The 23,758-nt window shown below is 75.3% G+C and carries 23 protein-coding genes; 13 read left to right on the plus strand and 10 right to left on the minus strand.

The features are described from left to right. Positions 1-14 precede the first annotated feature (14 nt). Positions 15-2,096 (minus strand): prolyl oligopeptidase family serine peptidase, encoded by a 2,082-nt coding sequence (locus AB3388_RS07315; RefSeq protein WP_495410100.1) that lies wholly within the window; start codon positions 2,094-2,096, stop codon positions 15-17. A 239-nt stretch (positions 2,097-2,335) separates the two neighbouring features. On the opposite strand from AB3388_RS07315, the gene AB3388_RS07320 reads away from it, so the two are divergent. Then, positions 2,336-2,827: an HNH endonuclease gene (locus AB3388_RS07320; RefSeq protein WP_495411443.1), complete on the plus strand. Its 492-nt coding sequence runs from the start codon at positions 2,336-2,338 to the stop codon at positions 2,825-2,827. Between the two features lie 73 nt (positions 2,828-2,900). Next, complete coding sequence (locus tag AB3388_RS07325; protein ID WP_495410101.1) at positions 2,901-3,764, plus strand: SCO6745 family protein; 864 nt, start codon at positions 2,901-2,903, stop codon at positions 3,762-3,764. A gap of 1 nt (position 3,765) precedes the next feature. Here the strand turns inward: AB3388_RS07325 and AB3388_RS07330 are convergent, their stop codons facing one another. After that, entirely contained in the window at positions 3,766-5,004 is a 1,239-nt protein-coding gene (locus tag AB3388_RS07330; RefSeq protein ID WP_495410102.1) for an MFS transporter, read from the minus strand. 22 nt (positions 5,005-5,026) lie between these two features. Next, the gene (kynU, locus tag AB3388_RS07335; RefSeq protein WP_495410103.1) at positions 5,027-6,292 is read right to left on the minus strand and encodes a kynureninase; all 1,266 of its coding nucleotides are present in this window, start codon (positions 6,290-6,292) and stop codon (positions 5,027-5,029) included. Positions 6,293-6,393: 101 nt separating this feature from the next. Here kynU and ctaJ point away from each other — a divergent pair, with 101 nt between their 5' ends. Continuing rightward, the gene (gene ctaJ / locus AB3388_RS07340; protein ID WP_495410104.1) at positions 6,394-6,705 is read left to right on the plus strand and encodes an aa3-type cytochrome oxidase subunit CtaJ; all 312 of its coding nucleotides are present in this window, start codon (positions 6,394-6,396) and stop codon (positions 6,703-6,705) included. A 45-nt stretch (positions 6,706-6,750) separates the two neighbouring features. Beyond that, positions 6,751-7,209 carry a DUF5130 family protein gene (locus AB3388_RS07345; protein WP_495410105.1) on the plus strand — a complete coding sequence of 153 codons (459 nt, stop codon included), beginning with the start codon at positions 6,751-6,753 and terminating at the stop codon, positions 7,207-7,209. A gap of 183 nt (positions 7,210-7,392) precedes the next feature. Here the strand turns inward: AB3388_RS07345 and pepN are convergent, their stop codons facing one another. Continuing rightward, positions 7,393-9,942, minus strand: a complete 2,550-nt coding sequence (gene pepN / locus AB3388_RS07350; RefSeq protein ID WP_495410106.1) for an aminopeptidase N — start codon at positions 9,940-9,942, stop codon at positions 7,393-7,395. Positions 9,943-10,098: 156 nt separating this feature from the next. On the opposite strand from pepN, the gene AB3388_RS07355 reads away from it, so the two are divergent. The 3 genes from AB3388_RS07355 to AB3388_RS07365 are packed head-to-tail and all read left to right on the plus strand — an operon-like array spanning position 10,099 to position 12,317. After that, positions 10,099-10,761 (plus strand): mycothiol-dependent nitroreductase Rv2466c family protein, encoded by a 663-nt coding sequence (locus AB3388_RS07355; RefSeq protein WP_495410107.1) that lies wholly within the window; start codon positions 10,099-10,101, stop codon positions 10,759-10,761. A gap of 54 nt (positions 10,762-10,815) precedes the next feature. Continuing rightward, positions 10,816-11,571 carry an SDR family oxidoreductase gene (locus AB3388_RS07360; protein WP_495410108.1) on the plus strand — a complete coding sequence of 252 codons (756 nt, stop codon included), beginning with the start codon at positions 10,816-10,818 and terminating at the stop codon, positions 11,569-11,571. Between the two features lie 53 nt (positions 11,572-11,624). Beyond that, positions 11,625-12,317, plus strand: coding sequence for a peptidoglycan-binding domain-containing protein (locus tag AB3388_RS07365; protein WP_495410109.1), 693 nt, complete (start codon positions 11,625-11,627; stop codon positions 12,315-12,317). Between the two features lie 35 nt (positions 12,318-12,352). Here AB3388_RS07365 and AB3388_RS07370 read toward each other — a convergent pair whose 3' ends face one another. Further along, complete coding sequence (locus tag AB3388_RS07370) at positions 12,353-13,018, minus strand: DUF429 domain-containing protein (protein ID WP_495410110.1); 666 nt, start codon at positions 13,016-13,018, stop codon at positions 12,353-12,355. Between the two features lie 26 nt (positions 13,019-13,044). Here AB3388_RS07370 and AB3388_RS07375 point away from each other — a divergent pair, with 26 nt between their 5' ends. The 3 genes from AB3388_RS07375 (at position 13,045) to AB3388_RS07385 (ending at position 16,020) form a co-directional block, all read left to right on the plus strand. Next, positions 13,045-13,533 (plus strand): ribose-5-phosphate isomerase, encoded by a 489-nt coding sequence (locus tag AB3388_RS07375; protein WP_495410111.1) that lies wholly within the window; start codon positions 13,045-13,047, stop codon positions 13,531-13,533. Further along, entirely contained in the window at positions 13,530-14,120 is a 591-nt protein-coding gene (locus AB3388_RS07380) for a DinB family protein (protein ID WP_495410112.1), read from the plus strand. Before AB3388_RS07375 ends, AB3388_RS07380 begins: the two co-directional genes overlap by 4 nt. 217 nt (positions 14,121-14,337) lie before the next feature. Continuing rightward, positions 14,338-16,020: a S8 family serine peptidase gene (locus AB3388_RS07385; protein ID WP_495410113.1), complete on the plus strand. Its 1,683-nt coding sequence runs from the start codon at positions 14,338-14,340 to the stop codon at positions 16,018-16,020. 4 nt (positions 16,021-16,024) lie between these two features. On the opposite strand, the gene AB3388_RS07390 is transcribed toward AB3388_RS07385, so the two are convergent. The 3 genes from AB3388_RS07390 to AB3388_RS07400 all read right to left on the minus strand — a co-directional run bounded on the left by AB3388_RS07390 (position 16,025) and on the right by AB3388_RS07400 (position 19,369). Then, the gene (locus AB3388_RS07390) at positions 16,025-17,266 is read right to left on the minus strand and encodes a GNAT family N-acetyltransferase (RefSeq protein ID WP_495410114.1); all 1,242 of its coding nucleotides are present in this window, start codon (positions 17,264-17,266) and stop codon (positions 16,025-16,027) included. Positions 17,267-17,420: 154 nt separating this feature from the next. After that, entirely contained in the window at positions 17,421-18,065 is a 645-nt protein-coding gene (locus AB3388_RS07395; protein WP_495410115.1) for a response regulator, read from the minus strand. Then, entirely contained in the window at positions 18,056-19,369 is a 1,314-nt protein-coding gene (locus AB3388_RS07400) for a sensor histidine kinase (RefSeq protein ID WP_495410116.1), read from the minus strand. Before AB3388_RS07400 ends, AB3388_RS07395 begins: the two co-directional genes overlap by 10 nt. A gap of 252 nt (positions 19,370-19,621) precedes the next feature. On the opposite strand from AB3388_RS07400, the gene AB3388_RS07405 reads away from it, so the two are divergent. Together AB3388_RS07405 and AB3388_RS07410 are read left to right on the plus strand one after the other, a co-directional pair. Further along, positions 19,622-21,235 carry a hypothetical protein gene (locus AB3388_RS07405; RefSeq protein ID WP_495410117.1) on the plus strand — a complete coding sequence of 538 codons (1,614 nt, stop codon included), beginning with the start codon at positions 19,622-19,624 and terminating at the stop codon, positions 21,233-21,235. Positions 21,236-21,297: 62 nt separating this feature from the next. Beyond that, positions 21,298-22,308 carry a sigma-70 family RNA polymerase sigma factor gene (locus AB3388_RS07410; RefSeq protein ID WP_495410118.1) on the plus strand — a complete coding sequence of 337 codons (1,011 nt, stop codon included), beginning with the start codon at positions 21,298-21,300 and terminating at the stop codon, positions 22,306-22,308. Here the strand turns inward: AB3388_RS07410 and AB3388_RS07415 are convergent. Further along, entirely contained in the window at positions 22,292-22,711 is a 420-nt protein-coding gene (locus AB3388_RS07415) for a hypothetical protein (RefSeq protein ID WP_495410119.1), read from the minus strand. The two genes, AB3388_RS07410 and AB3388_RS07415, sit on opposite strands and share 17 nt — an antisense overlap. Before the next feature lie 183 nt (positions 22,712-22,894). Between AB3388_RS07415 and AB3388_RS07420 the strand changes: the two genes are divergently transcribed. After that, a complete protein-coding gene (locus tag AB3388_RS07420) occupies positions 22,895-23,257 on the plus strand; it encodes a hypothetical protein (RefSeq protein WP_495410120.1) in 363 nt (120 codons plus the stop codon). A 230-nt stretch (positions 23,258-23,487) separates the two neighbouring features. On the opposite strand, the gene AB3388_RS07425 is transcribed toward AB3388_RS07420, so the two are convergent. Further along, positions 23,488-23,673, minus strand: coding sequence for a putative signal transducing protein (locus AB3388_RS07425; RefSeq protein WP_495410121.1), 186 nt, complete (start codon positions 23,671-23,673; stop codon positions 23,488-23,490). Positions 23,674-23,758: the final 85 nt, after the last annotated feature.

The following is a 23,758-nucleotide window of genomic DNA, read 5'->3' on the forward strand; positions in this document are numbered from 1 at the left end:
TGCGGAGCCGTCTGTCAGGGGGCTGACCGGTGTGACACGAGTCCCGTCGCGGCGGCCAGGAAAGCGAGCTGGTCGGCGGCGAGGTCGACGGTGCGGCTGACGGCGCGCGCGCCGTGCCCGACCGAGATCTCCCGCCGCAGCACGATCGGCGCCTCGGCGCTGGTGGCGTGCTGCAGGGCGGCGGCCAGCTTGCGGGCGTGCAGCGGGTCGACACGGGTGTCGGACTCGAAGGTCGTGAACAGCACCGCCGGGTACGCGGTGCCATCGCGAACGGCGTGGTAGGGCGAGTACCCGAGCAGCCAGCCGAGCTCGGTGGGGTCCTCGGCGGTGCCGTACTCGTCGTTCCACGTCCGCCCGAGGCCGAAGCGCTCGTACCGGACCATGTCGAGCAGCGGCGCGCTGCAGACCACCCCCGCGGCGAGGTCGGGCCGCTGGGTCAGCGTCGCGCCGACCAGCAGCCCGCCGTTCGAGCCGCCCATGACGGCCAGCTGTCCGTGCGTCGTCCAGCCCTGCGCCACGAGGTGCTCCCCGGCGGCGGCGAAGTCGTCGAACACGTTCTGCTTGCGCTCGCGCATGCCGGCGCGGTGCCACTCCTCGCCGTGCTCGGAGCCGCCGCGCAGGTTGGCCACCGCCCACACGCCGCCCGCCTCGACCCAGGCGAGCGCCTGCGCCGAGTAGGCCGGGGTCAGCGCCACGTCGAAGCCGCCGTAGCCGTAGAGGACGGCCGGTCGCGGCGTGTCCGGCGTCCCGGCCCGCGAGAGGACGAACAGGTGGACCGGCGTGCCGTCCTTCGACGTCGCGTGCGTCTCGACGACGGTCACGCCCGGGACGTCGCCGGCGACGTCGGCCTTCTCCCACTGGGCGAGGTCGGCGCCGGCGCTGTCCCAGCGGTAGACCGACGGCGGGGTGGCGTAGTCGGTGTAGCCCACCCACGCCTCCGTGCCGCCCTCGGGCCGGGAGACGACGCCGGCGATGCTGCCGACGCCGGGCGGGGTCACGTCGGCCAGCCGCCCCGACCCGTCCGCGGCCCAGACCGAGAGCCGGTCGGTCGCGTCGACGGAGTGGACGGCGAGGACGCGCAGGTCGCCGTCCGGGCCGTCGACGAGGGTCGCGTCGGAGAGGACGGCGTCCTCGGCCTGCGGGACGACGTCCCGCCAGGCGCCCGGGGCCCACGTCGCGGGGTCGGCCGGGTCGGCGACCGCGAGCCGCCAGCGCGGGGCGTCGCGGTCGCTCATCAGCCACAGCCGGCCGTCGCGGGCCACCCATGCGGTGGTCTGGGCGTCGACGCCGACCTGCAGGTCGCGCAGCGCGCCGTCCCCGGCGAGGTCGGCCAGCCAGACGTCGTCGCGCGGCGCGGTGCCGATCGAGGCGGAGACGACCAGCCACCGGCCGTCCGCGCTGGTGCGGACGCCGAAGTAGGTCGACGGGTCGCTGCCCTCGCCGTGCACGAGGACGTCGTCGTCCGGGTCGCCGCCGACGCGGTGGCGCCACACCCGCCGGTGGAACTGCTCCTCGCCGGCCGGCACCTGGTCGGGGGCGAGCCGGCGCACGTAGAACAGCTCGTCGCCGCCGGGCAGCCAGGCGACGGGGGAGTAGCGGCAGCGGTCGATCGGCCCGTCGACGACCTTGCCGCTGGCGACGTCGAGGACGTAGAGCTGCGACTCCTCGTCGCCGCCGACGGACACCTGGTAGGCCAGCCGCTCGCCCTCCCAGGACGGCGACCAGGCGTCGAGGGTCGTCGTGCCGGCGGGGTCGAGCGCCATCGGGTCGACCAGCACCCGCTCGCTGCCGTCGGGCTCGCGCACCCGCAGGACGGCGTGCTCCTGGCCCGGGTCGCGGCGCGTGGAGAACGCCCGGCCGGCCCGCCACACCGGCACGCCGACCGCGCCGGCGTGCACCAGCTGCGCCAGCCGCTCGGCGAACCGTTCCCGCAGCGGGAGAGCCGCGAGGTGCTCGGCGGCGAGGTCGTCCTGGGCCCGCGCCCACGCCCGGGTGCGGGGGTCCTCGGCGTCCTCGAGCCAGCGGTACGGGTCGGCGATCAGGTGTCCGTGCACGTCCTCGACGAGGTCGAGCCGTTCAGCCTCGGGATAGCGCATCGCAGGCACGGTATCGGACGGTCAGGGCGATACCAGGAGCGCAACCCCGCCGTCGCAGGTCAGAATGGAGCCGCCCCCGGGTTCCCGGAGCCACCGGCAGTCCGGGGCGTCGGAGGTGCCCCGTGTCGCGTGTCGCGTCCCGGTCGTCGACGGAGAGCCATCCAGGTTCTCGCCGCGACCCCTCTCCTCGACCACTGACGCCTGCCCCGTCACGCGTCACGACAGCGGCGACGCTGCTGCTGAATGCCACCTACGAGCCGCTGTGCGTCGTCTCCAGCCGGCGGGCGATCGTGCTCGTCCTGGCCGAGAAGGCCGAGGCGGTCGACTCCGCGGCCGACGTCGTCCACGCCGAGACCATCAGCCTCCAGGTGCCGGTCGTCGTCCGCCTGACCCGCTACGTCCGCGTGCCGTACCCGGCGCAGGTGCCGCTGTCGCGGCGCGCCGTCTTCACCCGCGACGGGCAGACCTGCGTGTACTGCGGCAGCTCGGCCACCAGCATCGACCACGTCGTCCCCCGGAGCCGCGGGGGCACGCACACCTGGGACAACGTCGTCGCCGCCTGCCGCCGGTGCAACCACACCAAGGCCGACCGGTCGCTGGCCGAGCTCGGCTGGAAGCTGCCGCACCCGCCGCGGACGCCGAGCGGGGCGGCGTGGCGGCTGCTCGGATCCCGCACGGTCGACCCGCGCTGGCGGGAGTGGCTGGGCGTGCCCGAGAGCGTCAGCGCGTGAGCGAGCTTGCGAGCTCACGCATGAACACAGCACGTCTCGGCACGCGGCCGACGAGCGCCGGCGAGGAGGTCGCGTGACGTCTCCCGCCACCGCGCGCCGGCTCTGGGCGCTCGGGGAGCCGTACCACGCCCTCACCTACTTCACCGCCGAGTCGAGGTCCGCCGCCGAGGCCGCCGGGCTGACCGGCTTCTGGAACGGCTACTTCGGCTTCCGCGCCGCGCCGCTCGGCGCCGTCGGCGCGGCCGTGGTCACCGCCACCTTCTACAACTTCGCGCCGGCGTTCGTGGCCCGCCGGGTGCCCGCGGTGTGGGACGCGGCCACGCCGGCCGCCGCGCTCGCCGCCCGGCTCTCCGGCGCCGACGCCGCGGTCCGGCGGGTCCTGGGGGAGGAGTGGCTCGCCTCGGCCGAGGCGGCGGAGACCGCCGGGCTCGTGCGGATCGCCGCGGAGGCGGTGGAGCCGTCCGGGCGGCCGCTGGCGGCGGCCAACGCCGGGCTGCCCGCGCCGGACGAGCCGCACCTGGCCCTCTGGCAGGGCCTGACCACGCTGCGGGAGCACCGCGGCGACGGGCACAACGCCGCGCTGCTCGAGCGGGAGGTCGACGGGACGGCGGCGCACGTCCTCGCCGCCGCGGCCGGCCGCGCCGACCGCGAGTGGCTGATGAAGGCCCGGGGGTGGGACGACGCCGCGTGGCAGGCCGCGGCCGCGCGCCTGGCCGACCGCGGCTGGCTCGACGGCGACGACCTGTCCGCCGAGGGCGCCGCGATGGTCGCCGCCATCGAGGCCGACACCGACCGGCTGGCGCTGGGGCCGTGGCGGGCGCTCGGCGACGCCCGCTGCGACCGGCTCGCCGAGCTGCTGGCGCCGCTCCGGCGGGCGATCGTGGCCGGGGGCGCGTGGGAGCCGGGCAACCCGATCGGCGTCCCCGACCCGGAGTGAGTCAGGGCGCCGCCGGCTCGCGCGGGGTGCGGAAGCGGTACAGCGCCGGGAGCGCCAGCGTGATCGCCGCGGTGCCGGCCACGCAGGAGAGCCCGCCGATGGCCGCCGCGGGGCCGGGCCCGACCAGCGAGCCGAGCACGCCGGCCCGGAAGTTGCCCAGCTCCGGGGCTCCGGCGCCGACGACGTACTCGACCGCGCTGACCCGGCCCCGGTAGCGGTCCGGCGTCACGATCTGGATCAGCGACGTCCGGAAGACGACGCTGAGGACGTCCGCCGTCCCGGCGACGACCAGGCAGGCGAGCGACGCGGCCAGCCCCTCGACCAGGCCGAAGCCGATCAGCCCGATGCCCCAGACGACCGTGGCGAGGAGCATCGCCCGGCCGTGCCGGTGCACGTGGGAGACCGGCCCGGACAGCGCCGAGCCGAGGATCCCGCCGGCGGCCAGCGCGGCGGTCAGCAGCCCGAGCGTCTGCGGCGAGCCGCCGAAGCGCTCGGCGTTGATCGCGGGGAACAGCGCGAGCGGCATGGCCAGGGCGGTTGCGGAGAGATCGGTGAGCAGCGCGCCGAGCACCGGCTTCGAGCCGGTGATGAACCGCAGCCCCTCGGCGACCGCGCGCGGGCCGCGGCCGCTGCCCGCTCCCTCCGGGCGCATGGCCGGCAGCCGCAGGACGGCGTAGAGCGAGGCCAGGAAGGTCAGCGCGTCGACGAGATAGCAGAACCGCAGCCCGGCGGTGGCGGTGATCAGCCCCGCCAGCGGCGGCCCGAGGACCAGGCTGACGTGCATCGAGAGCATGGCCAGGGCCGCGCCGGCCGGGAGCAGCGACGGGCCGAGCAGCCGCGGGACGAAGGTGCGCCGGGCCGGCCCGTTGATCGAGGTGAAGACGTTCTGCACCAGGACGAGGGCGTAGAGCAGCCAGACGTTCCGGTTGCCGGCGAAGGCCTGCACGGCGAAGGCGACCGAGACCAGGGCGAGGCAGCTGCTCATGACCAGCACCAGGCGGCGCCGGTCGACCGAGTCGATGAGCGGGCCGCCGAACAGGCCGACGAGGAGCGACGGGATCGCCGCGGCCAGCCCGACGCCGCCCACCGCGGCCGAGGAGCCGGTGATCCGGAAGATCTGCAGCATGACCGCGAAGGTGGTCATCTGGCCGCCGAGCTGCGAGACGGCCGAGCCCAGCCAGAGCCGCCGGAAGTCCGCCGAGGCGCGCAGCGGGCGCAGATCGATCAGCAGCCGCCGCACGACCGGGGAAGGTACCGCGCCCTCAGGTCACGCGGCCGAGCTCGGCGGGGTAGCGCGCGTACTCGCCGCTGGCGAGCAGGTCGCGGAACCGGTCCATGGCGTCCCAGACGTCGACGAAGCGGGTGTAGAGCGGCGCCGGTCCCAGCCGCACGCGGTCGGGGGTGCGGTAGTCGGGCACCACCCGCCGGTCGATCAGCGCCTGGGTCAGCTGCCAGGCCGCGGGGTGGGCGAGGGTGACGTGCGAGCCGCGGCGGTCGGCGTCCCGCGGCGAGGCCAGGGCGACGCCCTGCGGGACGAGCCACTCGTCGGCGAGCGCGACGATCAGCTCGGTCATCGCCCGCCCCTTGGCGGCGAGCCGGTCGATGCCGGCCTCGGCGACCAGCCGGGCGCCGACCTCGACCGCCGCCATCGCGACCACCGGCGGGGTGCCGACGCCGAACCGCTCGATGCCGGGCACCGGGACGTAGACCGGCCCCATCGCGAACTGGTCCTGCTGCCCGAACCAGCCCCAGATCGGCTGGCGCAGCGCGTCCTGGAGGTCGCGGCGCACGTAGAGGAAGGCCGGCGCCCCGGGGCCGGCGTTGAGGTACTTGTAGGTGCAGCCCACCGCCAGGTCCGCCCCGGACCCCGCCAGGTCGGTGGCGACCGCCCCGGCCGCGTGCGAGAGGTCCCACAGCACCAGGGCGCCGACGTCGTGCACCAGCCGCGTGACGGCCGGGACGTCGAGCAGCGCCCCCGACCGGTAGGCGACCGACGACAGGAGGACGACGGCGACCCGCTCGTCCAGCGCCGCCGCGAGCACCGCCGGGTCGAGGCCCTCGTCGATGTCGGCCGGCACCTCCCGCACGGTCATCCCGCGCGCCGCGGCCACCCCCGCGACGATGTAGCGGTCGGTGGGGAAGTCGTCCGCGCAGCAGACCAGCACGTCCCGCCCCGGGCGGGCGTCGGCCCCGGCGACCAGCAGCTTGTACAGGTTCACCGACGTGGAGTCGGCGACCAGCACCTCACCCGGCCCGGCGCCGAGGGCGCCCTCGGCCAGGACGTCGCCGATGCGCGTCGCCTGCTCGATCCAGGTCGACCAGGAGCCGATGAGCCCGCCCGCCCACTCGGTCTCCACCACCCGCGCCAGCGCGGCCGGGGTCTCCCGCGGCATCCGGCCCAGCGAGTTGCCGTCGAGGTAGAGCAGCCGGTCCGGGCCGTCGTCCTCCGTGCCCGCGAACCGGGCGCGGAAGCCGGCCAGGGGATCGGCGGCGTCGCAGGCCTCCGCGGCCGAGCGGCTCAGGTCCATGGCGGCCTGTCTACCCGGCCTCGGGCCGTCCGGCCGGGGACGCGGCGACGCAGCCCCCATCTGGTGACGAGAAGCGCCAGGTGCCCCGGTAAGTTGTCGCCGTGACCGTCGTCGAGACCATCCTCGTCTACGTCGTCGCACCGCTGGCCGTGATCGCGGTGCTGGCGCTGCTGACGTTGGTGCCGGGCCGGCGCAAGCGCCCCCGGTACAAGCCGGGTCAGCCCTGGCAGCACGAGCCCGTCTGGTACGAGCCGCACCCCGAGGCCACCGGCGGGCACGGGGGAGGACACGGCAACGGCCACGCCGCGCTGGAGGCCGGGGCCACCCGGGCCGCGCTCACGTCCGGCGACGCCAGCGGCTCCGCGACCCCGGTGCCCGGCGGCCCGCGCGGCGGCGCCCGCGGGACGTGGTGACCCGCCCATGACCCCCATCGACCCCCTGACCTCCGGAGACCGGCGATGACCCGCGCGCTCGAGGCCGAGCCCCACGACACGGCCACCGAGGAGACCGGCCCCACCGTCCACGAGGACGCGGCGCCGGACTCGATCTTCACGTGGCACGAGCTGGCCCGCCTCGACGAGGCGCTGACCATGGCCTCCCGCGAGACCGGGCTGCGGTTCACCCTCTACATCGGCGACCTCGGCCAGCGCACCCGCCTGCGCGCCGAGGAGCTGCACGCCTCCTCCGGTGAGGACCCCGCCAACTCGGTGCTCCTGGCCCTGTCGCCGGGCCAGCGGGTGATCGAGGTCGTCACCGGCGCCGCGGCCGCCCGCCGGGTGCCCGACCGCGCGTGCGCGCTGGCCGTGCTGTCCATGACGACGTCCTTCACCGGCGGCGACCTGGTCGGCGGGATCGTCAACGGCCTGCGCCAGATGTCCGACCAGGCCGGCCGGCTGCGCCACCGCACCGCTCACTGAACCGCGGCGAAGGGCCCGGTCCGCCGTAGCGGACCGGGCCCTTCGCCGTTCGACGACACCTGCCACAGGCGCCGGGCGCAGCCCCGGCGCGAACACTGTGCGCCGATGGCGCACCCGCGTCGCGGGACGGCGCCGTTCGCGCACATCGCTGCCGACGTTCACGGCCCCGGCAGGGGCCCTTCCTCAGCCCGCGGCGGCGTCGCACTCCCGGCAGCGCAGCGCCCGGGCGATGCCGTCGCGGCCCTCGGAGACCAGTCGGCGCAGCGACTGCGGGTGGTCCGGCGCGGAGAGCCAGGCGTCGGCCGCGGCGACCGTCCGCTCCTCGACGACCGGCGGGAACAGGTACTGGACGGCGTTCTTCGCGATCTCGCCCGGGCGGCGGTCCCACAGCGGCCGGATGTCGGCGAAGTACCGCTCCACGTAGCCGCTGGTGAGCTCGCGCTGCGCCGGGTGCCAGAAGCCGAGCAGCAGCGCCTCGTGGACCGCGTTCGGGATCTCGTCGTCGTGGAAGGCCCGCTGCCAGGCCACCTCCTTGGCCTCCGCGGTCGGCAGCAGCGCCCGCGCGGTGGCGGCGCGCCGGATGCCGGTGGCGGTGGCGTCGCGCTCGGCCTCCGCGTCGATCTCCGCCGGCCCGGCGGCGCCGATGGCGACCAGGCCGTGCAGGAACGCCCAGCGGGCGTCGGCGTCGACCGGCAGGCCGTCGAACGCCACCGACCCGTCGAGCAGCCCGCGCAGGACCTCGGCGTGCTCCTCGGTGCGGGCCGCGGCGGCGAACGTCCGCGACCACTGCAGCTGCTGGTCGCTGCCCGGCGCCGCCTTGTGCAGCGCGGCCAGCGACTTGTCCGCCAGCGCCGTCCACCCCTCCGGGGCCCACGCCGGGTCGGCGTAGGAGGACAGCGCGGACTGCACCCGGGCCAGGAGCGCCTGGACGACGCTGATCTCGCTCTCGGCGTCCACCCCGGAGAGGACCAGCTCGACCCACTCGCGGGCGGGCAGCTCGGCGTCGCGGGTCATGTCCCACGCCGCCGACCAGCACAGCGCCCGCGCCAGCGAGTCGGGCATCGTGCCGATCCGCTCCCGCAGGGTGGCCAGGGAGCGCTCGTCGAGCCGCAGCTTGGCGTAGGTCAGGTCGTCGTCGTTGACCAGCACCAGGTCCGCCGCCGGGTGACCGGCCAGCTCGGGCACCTCGGTGCGGGCGCCGCTGACGTCGAGCTCCACCCGCGAGCTGCGGGTCAGCCCCTGCGGGCCCGAGTTGTACAGGCCCACGGCCAGCCGGTGGTCGCGCAGCACCGGGTGCTCCGGGACGGCGGTCTGCTCGATCGCGAAGCTCTTGTACCGGCCGTCGTCCGTCAGCTCGTAGACCGGCCGCAGGGTGTTGACCTGGCTGGTGCGCAGCCACTGGTCCGACCACTGCGAGAGGTCCCGGCCGGTGCTCTCCGACAGCGGGCCGAGCAGGTCGGCCAGCGTCGTGTTGCCGTACTCGTGCTTGCGGAAGTACCGCCGGATCCCGGCGAAGAACTCCTCGCGCCCGACGTAGGCGACGAACTGCTTGAGCACCGAGGCGCCCTTGGCGTAGGTGATGCCGTCGAAGTTCACCTCGACCGCGGCGACGTCGACCATGTCGGCCGCGATCGGGTGCGTCGAGGGCAGCTGGTCCTGCGCGTACGCCCACGCCTTCTCGGTGTTGGCGAACGTCGTCCACGCCGTCTCGTACTCGGTGGCCTCGGCCTGGCACAGCGTGCTGATGTAGGTGGCGAAGGACTCGTTGAGCCACAGGTCGTCCCACCAGCGCATGGTCACCAGGTCGCCGAACCACATGTGGGCCAGCTCGTGCAGCACCGTCTCGGCGCGCCGCTCGTAGCGCGCGCGGCTGACCTTGGAGCGGAAGACGTAGTCCTCGAGGAACGTGACCGCCCCGGCGTTCTCCATGGCGCCGGCGTTGAACTCCGGCACGAACAGCTGGTCGTACTTGTCGAACGGGTACGGGTAGTCGAAGACCCGGTGGTAGAAGTCGAAGCCCTGCTTGGTGACCCGGAACAGCTCGTCGGGGTCGAGGTGCTTGGCCAGCGACGCCCGGCAGTACAGCCCCAGCGGGATGCCGTCGTGCGAGTCGGTGACCCGGGCGTACGGCCCGGCGATGAGCGCGACCAGATAGGTGGAGATCCGCTTGGTCGGCGCGAAGTGCACCAGCTGCGATCCGCCCGGACCGGCCTCGATGGTGCGCCCGCCGGTGTTGGAGACCACCTGCCAGTCGAAGGGGGCGGTCACGTGGACGGTGACGGCGCCCTTGAGGTCGGGCTGGTCGAAGCAGGCGAACATCCGCTTGGCCTCGGCCGGCTCGAAGTGGCTGTACAGGTAGACCTGGCCGTCCTCGGGATCCTCGAAGCGGTGCAGGCCCTCGCCGGTGTTGGAGTACCGGCAGTCGGCGTCGATCGTGAGGGTGTTGTGCTCGGCGAGGCCGGGCAGCGGCAGGCCGCCCTCCTCGGTGTAGGTGCTGACGTCGAGCTCGACGCCGTTCAGCGTCGCCGAACGCACCTGCTCGGCGACGAGGTCGATGAAGGTGTCCGCGCCCGGCCGGCGGCAGGTGAACTCCACCGTCGTCGTCGACCGGAAGGTCTTGTCGCCGGGGTGCCCGGCGCCGTCGGTGACGTCGAGGGACAGGTCGTAGGACTGCACGGCCAGCAGCTCGGCGCGGGCGGCGGCGTCATCGCGGGTCAGGTTGGGTACGGCCACGCGACGAAGCTTTCCATGCGGGGACGACGAATCGGCCCCGCCCGTCCGGCCGTCCACCCGATCGTTGAGGGAACAACCGTTGCCCGGCGAGACTTTCCAGCGACGTACCACCGGCGGCCCGCGCCGCCCCACGACTTCTGCGAGGAGCACCCAACGATGACCGAGGCAGTGCAGAGCGCCCCCACCACCGCCCGCGTGGACTTCTGGTTCGACCCGCTGTGCCCGTGGGCCTGGCTGACCAGCCGCTGGGTGCTGGAGGCCGCCAAGGTGCGCGACCTGGACATCCACTGGCACGTCATGTCGCTGTCGGTCCTCAACCGCGGCCGCGACCTGCCGGCCGACTACCAGGAGATGATGACCAAGGCGATCGGCCCGGTCCGCGTGCTCATCGCGGCCGCGCAGAAGTTCGGTGACGAGGTGCTGGGCGACCTCTACACCGCCATGGGCACGCTGCGGCACCACGAGAAGCTGGAACTCGACGAGATCGTCGTCCCGGCGCTGGAGAAGGTCGGCCTGCCGGCCGAGCTGGCCGAGGCGGCGACGTCCACCGACTACGACGAGGCGCTCGAGGTCAGCCACCACGCGGGCATGGACCCGGTCGGCGAGGAGGTCGGCACGCCGGTCATGCACATCGACGGCGTCGCCTTCTTCGGCCCGGTGATCAGCAAGGTGCCCACCGGTGAGGACGCCGGCAAGGCCTTCGACGGCGCCGTCCTGCTGGCCAACCTGCCCTCGTTCTGGGAGCTCAAGCGCACCCGCACCGAGGGCCCCGACATGGACTCGGTCCCCGCCGACACCCTGGCGGTCACCAAGCGCTGACGCGCGCTTCATCGCGATAAAGCACCGCCGGAGGGGGTGCGGCATGCTGACGCGGTGCCGCACCCCCTCCGCCAGCGCATCCTGATCACCGGCGCCAGCGCCGGCCTCGGCGAGGGCATGGCCCGCCGGTTCGCTGCCCTGGGCCGCGACCTCGCCCTCGTCGCCCGCCGCACCGACCGCCTGGAGCTGCTGCGCAAGGAGCTGCTCGCGGCGCACCCCGGCATCCGGGTCGAGACCGCGGCACTCGACGTCGACGACCCCGACGCGGTCGCCACGGTGATCCCGGCGCTGGCCGACCGGCTCGGCGGCTTCGACCGGGTCATCGCCAACGCCGGCATCGGCAAGGGCGCGTCGGTGGGCACCGGCAAGGCGGCGGCCAACCGCGCCGTCCTCGCCACCAACGTGCTCGGGACGCACGCCACCTGCGAGGCGGCGATGGAGCTGTTCCGCGCCCAGGGCGCCGGGCACCTGGTGGTCATCTCCTCGGTCGCCGGCATCCGCGGCATGCGCCAGACCCGGACGGCGTACGGCGCGAGCAAGGCGGCGCTGAACGCACTGGCCGAGGGCATCCGCTCCGACGTCTACGGCAGCCGGATCGTGGTGACGACGATCCTGCCCGGTTACATCGCCACCGAGATCAACGTCGGCCGCCGCGGCCCGTTCACCGTCGACCTCGACAAGGGCGTCGACGCGCTGACCGCCGCGATCGAGCGCGAGCCGGCGCGCGCCTACGTGCCCGAGTGGCCGTGGCGCCCCGTCGCCCGGCTGCTGCGGGTGCTGCCCCTCTCGGTCCTCCGCCGCGTCACCTAGGAGTCTGCTCGGTCGGTGACGTCCCCGTGACGGCCGGGCGGTTCGGTGTCGGCATGACCGATCTTCTCGGCGAGACGGCGTCGGCGAGCACGACCGAGGGCGCGATCGAGTGGACCACGGACGCAGACGGCGTGGCTGTGCTGGTCGGCGTCCGCGCCGGCCGCAACAAGGACTTCGACCGGCTGGTCTTCGACTTCGAGGGACCGACCCCCGGCATGCGCCTGCAGTACGTGGACGAACTGCTCCAGGACGGATCGGGGAAGCCGATCCCGGTGCGTGGCCGGGCCGTCGTCGAGATCGTCATCCGGCCCGCCGCCGCGCACCGGGACGACGGGCTCCCGTCGTTCAGCGGTCCCCTTCCCGACCTCGCCAACTTCGCGGCCTTCCGCCAGGTCGCCGATGCGGGTGACTTCGAGGCGGTGCTCACCTGGGGGATCGGCGTGGCCGCCAGGACGGGCCTGAGCGCCTTCACTCTCACCGGCCCCAGCCGGGTCGCCGTCGACGTCCGGCACGCCGAACCCGGCACGGGCAACCAGGTGCTGCGCCAAGGCGACCGCGGCGCGGCGGTGGCGACGTGGCAGTGGCGCCTGGTCCAGGCCCTCGACCGTGCCATCGCCGTCGACGAGCAGTTCGGACCGGCCACGGACCGGGCGACCCGCGACTTCCAGCGGGGCCAGGGGCTGGCGGTCGACGGCGTCGTCGGTCCCCGCACCCGCGCGGCGATGGTGACCGCCCTCGGTCTCTAGACCTGTCCCGCTCTCGGTGCCGAAAGCGGACGTCGTCACCACCAGATGCGCATGGGTCGGCCGCGGGGGTCGCGCTCGTCGTCGCCGACGGACGACGCGGTGCCCTCCGCGATGCGCCGCGCCGACCACGCCGCCGCGCAGGCGTCGAGGCAGTCGACCGCCGGCACCCGCGCCGGCGCGGCGGCGAGCGCGTCGAGGACGTCCATCGCCGGCTCCAGCGCCCGGATCCGCTCGGCCAGCCCGCGGGCGGTGGCCTTCGGCGACGTGACCCCCTCGTCCAGCGTCCGGAACGCCATCTCGGGGTGGACCTCGCGCACCCGGGGGTCGGGCGGGTCGCCCAGCGCGCGGTCGACGTCGTCGATCGAGCGCACCAGGCTCCAGGTCTGCACGGAGATCGCCCGGCCCGAGGCGCGCCGGCTGACCGCGCAGGCCGCGGCGTAGTCCGCCGCCGCCAGCACCGGGCGCACGGGGGCGGGGAACACCGAGCTGCCGGCGCGCCCCAGCAGCCGGCGCGCGGCGACGTCGCAGGCCCGCGGGCCGTCGTCCGAGAGCCCGATCGGCATGTCGATGCCGATCACCTCGACGCCGGCGACGGCGAGCACGGCGGCGGCGTCGGGCAGCACCAGCAGCGTCACCGAACGGCCGTCCAGCAGCGCCCCGACCCACTGCCCGCGCCAGCCGTCCACCCCCAGCACCGCCACGGCCGGAGCCTGACAGACTCCTCGCCATGCGCGTCTTCCTCGGTTCCGACCACGCCGCCTACGAGCTCAAGGAACACCTGGTGAAGGTGCTCGCCGAGGCCGGGCACGAGCCGGTCGACTGCGGAGCCCACGTCTACGACGCCGAGGACGACTACCCGCCGTTCTGCTTCGAGGTCGGCGAGCGCGTGGTCGCGGAGCCCGGCACCCTGGGCGTCGTCCTGGGCGGCTCCGGGAACGGCGAGCAGATCGCCGCCAACAAGGTGCCCGGCATCCGCGCCGCGCTGGCCTGGAACCGCGACACCGCCGCGCTGGCCCGCCAGCACAACGACGCCAACGTGATCGCGGTCGGGGGCCGGCAGCACAGCGCCGACGAGGCCGCCGAGCTCGTGCTGCTCTTCCTCGACACGCCGTTCAGCGGCGACGAGCGGCACATCCGCCGGATCGCCCTGGTCAGCGACTACGAGCGGGACCGGCACCGCCCGGCCGGCGGGCTGCCCACCCACACCGAGGCGTGAGGGGGGAGGAGCTCCGGCGGGCGGCGGTCGCCGCCCGGCAGGTCTTCGACACGGCGCCGGACGCGCGAGCCCCCGTGCCGATCGTGGCGACCGACGTCGCCGGCGTCGCCGCGCACCTGACCACGGTCCTGGTCTGGTACGCCCAGGACCTCGCGGCCGGACCGGCCGAGACCGGCGCCTTCCGGCTCACCCCACGGACGGACGTCGGCCTGCCCGAGCTGCTGCGCCAGCTCGACGCCGCCGCCACCGTCCTCGCCCGCACCGTCGACGGCGCCGGGCCCGGCGAGCGCGGCTGGCACGACTGGGGCCTCGCCGACGCCTCGGGCTTCGCCGGCATGGGCTGCGCCGAGCTGCTGGTGCACGCCGGCGACGTCGCCGAGGCGCTGGGCCTGCCCTGGGCGCCGCCGGCCGACCTCGCCGACGCCGTCCTCGCCCGGCTGTTCCCGTGGGCGGAGGCCGACGGCGACCCGCGCGCCACGCTGCGGTGGGCCACCGGCCGCGCCGCGCTGCCCGGCCGGGAACAGGTGACCTCGTGGCGCTGGCACTGCGCCCCGCTCGACGAGTGGGACGGCGCGCAGCCCCGCTGATGGCAATTCCTGCGGTCCGGTCCGCGGGCGGTGGCACACCTTGCCGAGCGGCGCCCGCGAACGCCGGAAGCGGTTGGGCCGACCCTGCCGCCCGCGGCGGGGAGGTCGCGTTCCACCCGGCGGCGTCCCTGTGCGTCGGCTGTACTGGTCCGCGCGGCAGCAACGGGGGACGACGCGGCCGACCGGCGGCCGCCTGCACCTGCCCTGGAGCACTTCGGTGACCCGACGCATCCGCACGACCAGAACCCTCGGCGTCGTCGCCGTGACCGTGGCCGCGACGATCGTGGTGCCGGCGGTGAGCGCGCAGGCGGCGCCCTCGACCGGCACCGCGGAGTACGTGGTCGCCTTCACCGGCAGCCCCGAGGCGGCGACGGCGGCGATCGAGGCCGCCGGCGGCGCGGTCGAGGACGTGACCGCGCAGGTCGGGCTGGCCCGGGTCTCCTCCGCCGACGCCGGCTTCCTGGCCGACGTCCGTGCCCAGGGCGGGATCACCGGGGCGGCGCACAACCAGTCGATCGGCACCGCGCGGCCGGGCATGCCGCACCGGTACGTCACCGAGCGGCCACGGGGCGCCGGGGGCGCCTCGGGGTCGGGGCGCGTGCCCGGCACCGCCCCGGGCGCCGAGCCGCTGGCCGACCGGCAGTGGGACATGGCGATGATCGGCGCCGAGGACGCCCAGCGCCGGGCCACCGGGCGCGGGGTCGACGTCGGGATCATCGACACGGGCATCGACGCCGGCCACCCGGACATCGCGCCCAACTTCGACCGGGAGCGGTCGCGGAACTTCGTCACCGACATCCCCGACATCGACGGGCCGTGCGAGGCGGCCGGCTGCGTCGACCCGGTCGACGTGGACGACGGCGGGCACGGCACCCACGTGGCCGGCATCGTGGCCGCGGCCGACAACGGCTTCGGCATCGGCGGGGTGGCCCCCCAGGCGACGCTGGTCAACGTCCGGGCCGGCCAGGACTCCGGCTTCTTCTTCCTCTACGAGACCGTGAAGGCCCTGGTGTACGCGGCCGACCAGCGGCTCGACGTCGTGAACATGAGCTTCTACACCGACCCGTGGCTGTTCAACTGCAGCTCGCGGGACGAGTACGTCAGCGGCGACGTCACCGACGAGGAGCTCGCGCAGCAGCAGCTCACCCGCCGGCTCCTCCTGGCGGCGACCGCCTACGCCCACCGGCGCGGGGTCACCATGGTGGCGGCGGCCGGCAACGACGTCACGGACCTGAACGCGCCGACGCGGGTCGACGCGACCAGCCCGGACTACCCGCCGGACACCGCCCGGCCGCGCGAGGTGGCGAACACCTGCCTGAACCTGCCGACGGAGGCGCCGGACGTGCTGTCGGTCTCCGCCGTCGGCCCGTCCACCACCAAGGCCGACTACTCCAACTACGGCCTCGGCGAGGTCGACCTCGCGGCGCCGGGCGGCTGGTTCCGCGACAACGTCGGCACGCCCGCCTTCCAGGCGCCCGGCAACCTGGTCCTCTCGGCCTACCCGCTGCACGTGGCCATCGCGGAGAAGCTGGCCAACCCGGACGGCACCCCGGCCGACGAGTTCTCGGTGCAGTACTGCGACGCCGCCGGGACCTGCGGGTTCTACACCTACCTGCAGGGCACCTCCATGGCCTCGCCGCACGTCGCCGGGGCGGCCGCGCTGATCATCGACCGCTTCGGCCGGTCCACCGGCCACGGCGGGCGGGCCCTCGACCCGGACACCGTCGCCCGGATCCTCGCCCGCACGGCCGCGGACCACGCCTGCCCCGCCGGCGGGACCGAGATCTACACCGACGAGGGCCGCCCGCCCGAGTTCAACGCCGTCTGCGAGGGGACGACGGACGAGAACGGCCTCTACGGCGAAGGCATCCTGAACGCGGCGGCCGCCGTCCGCCGGTGAGCTTTCAGAACTCCTCGGGGCACCAGGGCGAGACCGGCCAGCCGAACGCGGTCGAGGCCTGGATGACCGCGCCGGGGCTGACCTCGGTCACCCGCCCGGCCGCCTGGAGCGTGGCCAGCGAGACCCCGCCCAGGTAGGCCGAGGCCAGCGCCTCGACGTCGACGACCAGGTCGGCGTCGGCGTCGGTGCGGGCACAGAACGCGCCGGCCGGGGTGCCGCGCAGGTGCCAGCGGCCGTCGTTCCACGGGCAGAACCGGTCGCGCACCTCGAGGACCAGGTTGACCGGCGCCGGGTACCGGCGGGCGGCCAGCGCGCGGTCGACGTCCACCAGCCGGACCCAGAGCGCGTCGACCGGCTGGGCGTGCAGGGCCCGGGCGTCGGCGAGCAGGTACCGCAGCGGATCGTCGTCCGAAGCCATGGGGTAGCGCACGTGGCGGACCAGGTCGACCGACAGCAGGAACTGCCACAGCGCCGCGTAGGCCGGGGTGCTGGTCGCCCGGATCTCCTCGACGGTCAGCGTGCCGTCGGGCTCGCTCGTGTCGGTCCACTTGGCCTTCACCCGGTAGGCGGCGTAGCCGGTGACGGTGCCGTCGGGCTCGGTGTGCAGCAGGTGGCGCAGCGCCGTGGCGCCGTTGCGGCTCTCGGGGACGTCGCGCAGGGCGCGGTCCCACCACCGGTCGTCGCGGGCGAGGTTGCCGGGCACGAGCCGGCGCAGCTGGTCGTGGATGGGCACCGCCGCGGCCCGGTAGGCCTCGACGCCCACCAGGTCGACCCGGCCCTTGCCGAGCTCGACGTCGCGGCGCAGCGCCAGCCGCTGGACGGAGCCGGACAGGCCGCCGCGGTAGGTCGCCGGCGCGTACCCGTACCGGCCGTAGATGGGGTACTCGGCGGCCCACAGCGCGGCCACCGGCTCGCGCTGCTGCTCGTGCAGCTCGGTGAGCTGGCGCCGCATGATCGAGGTGAGCACGCCCTGCCGGCGGTGGGTGGGGGAGACGGTGATCCAGGTGATGCCGGCCATCGGGACGACCGCGCCCGGCACGGTCATCTGCAGGCTGTAGATGCCCGACGTCGCGACGATGCGATCGCCGTCCCAGAGGCCGAGCGAGCGGTCCAGCTCGGCGGTCGGCGCCGGCTCCTCCAGGAACGGGCCGGTCGGCTCCTCGCCGAAGACGTCGTAGAGGGCCCGCCAGAACGTCGGGTAGTCGTCACGGGTGGCGGGGCGGAGCTGGGCGTCGAATTCGGGCACGCGACGTGTCTACTCGGCCGGTACGACGCCGCGCCAACGAGTTACCGGCGGTGCGCGGCCGGGATCAGCTGACCGTGATCCCACGGCGTCCTGGCTCATGGTGTGCGGTGAGCCAGGACCCGCCGCGGTGATCTCAGCTGATCGTGGCGCCGACTCAGCTGCGCAGGTAGGCGAGGGTGGCCATCACGCGGCGGTGCTGGTCCTCGTCCGGGGCCAGGCCGAGCTTGGCGAAGATGTGCTGGGTGTGCTTCTCCACCGCGCCCGGTGTGACCACGAGCAGACGGGCGATCGCGGTGTTCGAGTGCCCCTCGGCGATCAGGCCCAGCACCTCCCGCTCGCGCGCGGTCAGCCGGCGCACCGGGTCGTCGGCCCGCCGGCGCGCGAAGAGCTGGGCGACCACCTGCGGATCGAGCACGGTCCCGCCACCGACGACGTCCTGCAGCGCGGCGAGGAAGGTGTCGACGTCGGCGACGCGGTCCTTGAGCAGGTAGCCGACGCCGCCGGCGCCGTCGGCCAGCAGCTCGTCGGCGTAGGCGACCTCCACGTACTGCGACAGCACGAGGACGGCGGTGCCCGGCACGGTCCGCCGCGCCTCGACGGCCGCCCGCAGCCCCTCGTCGGTGTGCGTCGGCGGCATCCGGACGTCGACCACCGCGACGTCCGGCCGGTGCTCGTCGACCGCCTTGACCAGCGAGGGGCCATCAGCCACGGCCGCGACGACCTCCGCGGAGGCCTCGGCGAGCAGTCGCACGAGGCCTTCGCGGAGGAGCACCGAGTCCTCGGCGAGCACTACCCGCACGGGAGCTCCGCGATCAGCCGGGTCGGGCCGCCGCGCGGGCTGTCGACGGTGAGCGCGCCGTCGACCGCGCGCAGCCGGTCGGCCAGGCCGGCCAGCCCGTGCCCGGGCGCGAGCACCGCGCCGCCCGTGCCGTCGTCCTCGGCCTCGACCCGCAGCAGGCCGCCGAACCGGGCCACCGAGACGCGGCAGGTCGTCGCGCCGCTGTGCTTGGCGATGTTGGCCAGCGCCTCGCTGACCACGAAGTACGCGGTGTTCTCGGTGACCGGGGCCAGCCGCTCGGCCGGCAGGGCCTCGACGTCGAGCTCGACCGGGACCGGCGAGCGGGCGGCCAGCGCGGCCAGCGCGGCGGCCAGGCCGCGGTCGGCGAGCACCGGCGGCGCGATGCCGCGGGAGAGCGCGCGCAGCTCCTCGAGGGTCTCCCGGGCCAGGCCGGCGGCGTCCCCGAGCGTCGTCCGGGCGGCCTCCGGATCGCGCTCCATCTGCCGCTGCGCGCGGGCGAGGTCCATCTGCAGCCGGACCAGCCGCTGCTGCGGGCCGTCGTGGATGTCGCGCTCCAGCCGGCGCAGCTGCTCGGCCTCGGCGGCAACCGCCGCGTCGCGGCCGCCGGCCAGCCGGCCGATCTCGGCCTGGGTCGCGGCCCGCGAGGTCAGCAGCGCCCGGCTCATCTGCGCCTGCAGCAGCGCCGTCCCGCGGACGACGAACGGCAGGATCAGCGCGAGGACGACGCCGAGCGCCGTGTAGAGCGCGATCCGCGAGCCGGCCGTGCTCTGGAAGCCGAGCAGCTCGAGCAGGTCGGTGTTGTCCGGGTCGGTGCTCGCGTCGGGCAGCGCCCAGTCCCAGGCGCCGTAGGTGAGCCCGCCGAGCGCCACCGACCAGAAGGTCACCGTGACCACGAAGCCGAGGATCGCGAACGGGAAGGCGACGATCGCGTGCAGCGCGTCCAGCCACGTCTGCGGGTCGCGCAGCGGCGTCAGCATCCGGCGGATCCGGCTGCCGTCGGGCTGCAGGTAGGCCGGCTGCGGCACGTCGTGCGCCAGGACGGCGGGGATCATGGCCCGCTCGGCGCCGGCGAGGCCGCGGGCCACCAGCAGCGTGACCGCCAGGACGGCCACGCCGACCCAGACCACCAGCAGGCCGGCGCCGACCGACAGGCCGGTCACGATCGCCACGAAGGCGACGATGCCGAGCGGGAAGCGGAGCAGGTTGTAGGCGGAGTCGGCGCCGAGCTGGGGCAGGAGGCCGCGCCGACGCACTGGGGATGCCTGGTCCGACGAAGCAGTGAGGACGGCGGTGTCGCTGGTCATGGCCTCGAGCCTGCCGACGGCGGGGTCGTCGTCCCAGCCCGCTGGCTGGCCGATCGGGGGTCGGGCTGGCCCGACTGCGGTGCGCTGGTCATCTCGGCCGCGATGCTCCTCGGACGGCCTTCCCGGTGTCCAGCGACCGGCCGGGGATCACCCGAGCCGTTAGGGTCGGGCAGCCGAAGCGCGCCGACGCCCTCCTGTGCCGCCGCGCGTCCGAGGATGGGGGAGCACGTGCGGGTTCGGGCGGGAGTGGCGGTGTGCGGTGCCCTGCTGCTGGTGGCGGGCTGCACCTCTTTCACCGAGGACCAGCGGACCGACCCGGAGGCCGCGGGGGTGACCACCCGGGCGCCGGACCAGCAGCTCACCGTGGTCGCGGACGCCGATCCGGTGGCCTCCGCGGTGAGCACCAGCCGCGCCCTGTTCGCCTCCTCCGACGTCGCCGTGCTGGCGCGGGACGGCGATCCGGCCGGCACCCTGCTCGCCGCCTCGGCCGCCGTCGGGCTCGGCGTCCCGCTGCTGCTCGAGCCCGAGGACGGCGCCGCCGACGACGCGCTCGCCGCCGAGCTGCAGCGGCTGGCGGTGGGCAGCGTCCTCGCGGTCGGGGAGGCCGACGGCGAGGGCGACGCCGAGACGGTCGCCGTCCCCGCGGCGCCCGACGCGGTGGCCGCGGCCACCGGCCTGCGGTTCGCCGACACGCAGCCGGTGGACGACGGCGGCGCGATCGAGGCCGTCGCCGCACTGGACGCGGAGCAGCCGGCCGCGCTGCAGCCCGCGGACGGCGGCGACCCGGCACCGGAGGCGGAGCCCGGCCGGCTGCCCGAGGTGGCCCGGACGCAGGCCCTCGACGGCGTCGTCGTCCTGGCCAGCGGCAGCCCCGAGGCGCTCGCCGGGGTGGCCACCGCCCGCGCCGCCGGCGCCCGCGTGCAGGTGATCGGCGGGACCGACCCGCGCTCGTCCGAGGACGCGATCGAGGCGCTGGGCGACGGCGCCGACCAGGTCGTGGCGCTCGGCGCCGACTTCGCCGGCGAGGACGGGCTGGACTGGAAGCTGGCGACGGCGCGGGAGGGCACGCAGCTGCCCGGGGGTGGGCAGACGCTGTTCCCCGGGCGGATGCTCGTCGCGCTCTACGGCTCGCCCGGGTCCGGGGCACTCGGCGTGCTGGGGGAGCAGGACGCCGACGCCAGCGTGCAGCGGGCCCGCGACCACGCCGCGCCGTACGAGGACCTGGTCGACGTCCCCGTCGTCCCGGCGTTCGAGATCATCGTGACCGTGGCCTCCTCGGCCGCCGGGCCGGACGGCAACTACTCGACCGAGCTGGACCTGGAGACCGTGCGGCCCTGGGTCGAGGCCGCGTCGGACGCCGGCCTCTACGTCTTCCTCGACCTGCAGCCCGGCCGCACCGACTTCCTCACCCAGGCGAAGGCGTACGAGCCGCTGCTCGAGCTGCCGAACGTCGGGCTGGCGCTGGACCCGGAGTGGCGGCTGGAGCCGGGGCAGCAGCACCTGACCCAGATCGGCTCGGTCGGCGTCGACGAGATCAACGGCGTGATCACCTGGCTGGCCGACCTGACCCGCGACCGGCGGCTGCCGCAGAAGCTGTTCGTGGTGCACCAGTTCCGGCTCGACATGATCGACGGCCGCGAGCGGCTGGACACCTCGCGCGACGAGCTGGCGGTGGTCATCCACGCCGACGGCCAGGGGGCGCAGGGCGACAAGCAGGCCACCTGGAACGCGCTGCACCAGAACCTGCCGCCGAAACCGTTGTGGTGGGGGTGGAAGAACTTCTACGACGAGGACGCCCCGATGCTCACGCCGCAGCAGACCATCGACCAGGTCGCCCCCGTCCCGAACCTCGTCTCCTACCAGTAGCGAGGACTCCCGAACTGTCGGCGCCCTGTGGTGTGCTGGGCGCCTCGACGAGAGGAGTCCTAGTGACCACCGTGGCGATCGGTCCGCTCGACCAACTCGACCCCCGGCTGCTCGAGCACCGCCGCGAACTGACCGGCTACTGCTACCGCATGCTCGGCTCGTCGTTCGACGCCGAGGACGCGGTGCAGGAGACCATGGTCCGCGCCTGGCGGGGGCTGGCCGACTTCGAGGGCCGCTCGGCGCTGCGGTCGTGGCTGTACCGGATCGCCACCAACGTCTGCCTCGACCAGCTGTCCGGTCGTCAGCGCCGGGCGCTGCCGATGGACCTCTCCGGCGATCCGTGGCAGCCGGTCGAGTCCTCGCTCGCCGCCCGCCGGCCGGGCACGGCCTGGGTCGAGCCGGTCCTCGACCGCGCCGTCCTGCCGGAGGACGGCGACCCCGCGGAGCGGGCCGTGGCCAAGGAGTCGATCCGGCTGGCCTTCGTCTCGGCGCTGCAGTACCTGCCGCCGCGGCAGCGGGCGGTCCTGCTGCTGCGCGAGGTGCTGCGGTGGAAGGCCGACGAGGTCGCCCAGCTGCTCGACACGACCGTGGCCTCGGTCAACAGCGCGCTGCAGCGGGCCCGGGCCACGCTGGCCGAGGTCGGCGGCCGGGGCGAGCCGCGGCCGCTGGACGACGACGCCAAGGAACTGCTCGAGCGCTACGTCGACGCGTTCGAGCGCTACGACATCGACGCGTTCGTCCGGCTGCTGCACGACGACGCCACGCAGCACATGCCGCCGTACGAGATGTGGATGCGCGGCTCGGCCGACATCGCCACCTGGATGCTCGGGCCCGGCGCCGGCTGCCGCGGCTCCCGGGTGTTCCCGATCGAGGCCAACGGTCAGCCGGCGGTCGTGCAGTACCGGCCGGTCGCCGCGGGCGGGCACGTGCCGTGGGCGGTGCACGTGCTCGACGTCGTCGACGGCAAGGTCGCGGGCATCACGAGCTTCCTCGACGAGGGCAACGGCCTGTTCGCACGGCTCGGCCTGCCCGCGGCGCTGGCGCCGGGGGAGGCCTTCAGCCCCGCCGGGTGAGTTCCCGCAGGCGGAGTCCGGCGAGGACGGCGACGACGGCGGCGGTCGAGATCAGCGCGGTCTGCAGCCCGACGTGGACCGGGGAGAGGCCGGCCTTGGCGTACTGACCGTCGAAGAAGCCGGACATCGCCGACAGCCCGGCGGCGAGCAGCAGGACGGCGGAGCCGGCGATCGCCCACGGGCGGCGGGCGGTCACGGCGAGGACGGCGGCGGTGCCCTGGACGGCGATCATCGGCCACGGTGCGGCGAGGGTCGCCGTCGACGACCAGGCGTCGGACCAGGTGTTGGCGCCCAGCGCGACGGAGACGGCGCCGCCGACGCCGCTCCAGGCGAGCAGGGAGGCGGCGCCGAGGGCGAGCCGGCGGGCGGTGGGAGAGCGGCGGGTGGTCAGCGCGGCGGTCATGGCGGGCTCCGTTCGGGAGGGGTGGACGTCGCCCACCGTGGCGGTCCCGGCGTCCCGGCCGCCCGGGTCGCCGCGTCCCGACCCGCGCCGGGACAGCGGGCCGCACGCTGCGCCGCGGCTGAGCGGGCCGACACGGTTCCGCACCGTGTTGACGTGCCGGTCCGCGGGCGGAAACCTCGCTCCATGACGGTGATCGCGCTCCCCACCCACGGCCGCTGGGCCTGGGACACCCGCGGCGAGGGCCGGGCGGTCCGCGTGTCGACGCACGCCGACGTCGGCCTGCTCAACGTCAGCGTCTGGCGGGACGACGTGTGCGTGGGCACCGTCCGCCTCGCCCCCGCCGATGCCGCGAAGCTGATCACCGGCCTGTCCGACGGGCTGGCCGAGCTTGCGGCCGCCCCGCAGGCGCCGGTCGCCGACCACCCGCGGCTGCGCGAACTGGAGGAGCGGCTGACCCGCCTCGAGAGCCGGCCCGCGCCGCTGTGGCGACGGGTGCCCGCGGCCGTCGCCGCCTGGGCGGAGAAGACCCCCCGGCTGCACCGGTAGGCCGGACAGCGGGACCTTCCTGCCCCCTGCGCCGACCACAGATCGCGCAGCCACGGAGCTGAGCGAGTCACGACCGACAAGCCCGCAGCCATCCGCCCGTTCTCGCTCCAGGTCCCGGAGGGGGAGCTCGCCGAGCTGCGCCGCCGCCTCACCGCGACGCGGATTCCCGGGCCGCGGAGCTGATCACGAGAGCGGCGGCTCCGGGGCTCGGAGTGTCCCCTGGAGCCGCCTCAGCCCTCGGCGGTGGCGAGGAGCTCGCGAGCCGCGGCTGCGTCGGAGGAGGGGACGAGGACCCGGACGCCGTCCTGCTGCAACTGGGGCTCCTGGCCCCCGGCGTCATCGGTCGCGCTGGCCGCGCGCTGGCCGTGGCTGCGCAGCAGCCCGACGATCAGGTCCGCCTCTGCGCGGCTTCGCACGACCGCCACAGGCACTGGTGCGCCGTCCACAGGGACACCTCCTCGTCTCGGTCCGGGCACGCAACCGTCGCGTCGCCCGACGGGC

This window comes from Geodermatophilus sp. SMS 5-13 (assembly GCF_059428245.1).

Bases quoted from the DNA above. Each gene is read 5' to 3' on its own strand.
- AB3388_RS07315 (WP_495410100.1), bottom strand. From the start codon at position 2,096: ATGCGCTATCCCGAGGCTGAACGGCTCGACCTCGTCGAGGACGTGCAC.
- kynU (WP_495410103.1), bottom strand. From the start codon at position 6,292: ATGGACCTGAGCCGCTCGGCCGCGGAGGCCTGCGACGCCGCCGATCCC.
- AB3388_RS07345 (WP_495410105.1), top strand. From the start codon at position 6,751: ATGACCCGCGCGCTCGAGGCCGAGCCCCACGACACGGCCACCGAGGAG.
- AB3388_RS07355 (WP_495410107.1), top strand. From the start codon at position 10,099: ATGACCGAGGCAGTGCAGAGCGCCCCCACCACCGCCCGCGTGGACTTC.
- AB3388_RS07365 (WP_495410109.1), top strand. From the start codon at position 11,625: ATGACCGATCTTCTCGGCGAGACGGCGTCGGCGAGCACGACCGAGGGC.
- AB3388_RS07375 (WP_495410111.1), top strand. From the start codon at position 13,045: ATGCGCGTCTTCCTCGGTTCCGACCACGCCGCCTACGAGCTCAAGGAA.
- AB3388_RS07400 (WP_495410116.1), bottom strand. From the start codon at position 19,369: ATGACCAGCGACACCGCCGTCCTCACTGCTTCGTCGGACCAGGCATCC.
- AB3388_RS07415 (WP_495410119.1), bottom strand. From the start codon at position 22,711: ATGACCGCCGCGCTGACCACCCGCCGCTCTCCCACCGCCCGCCGGCTC.
- AB3388_RS07420 (WP_495410120.1), top strand. From the start codon at position 22,895: ATGACGGTGATCGCGCTCCCCACCCACGGCCGCTGGGCCTGGGACACC.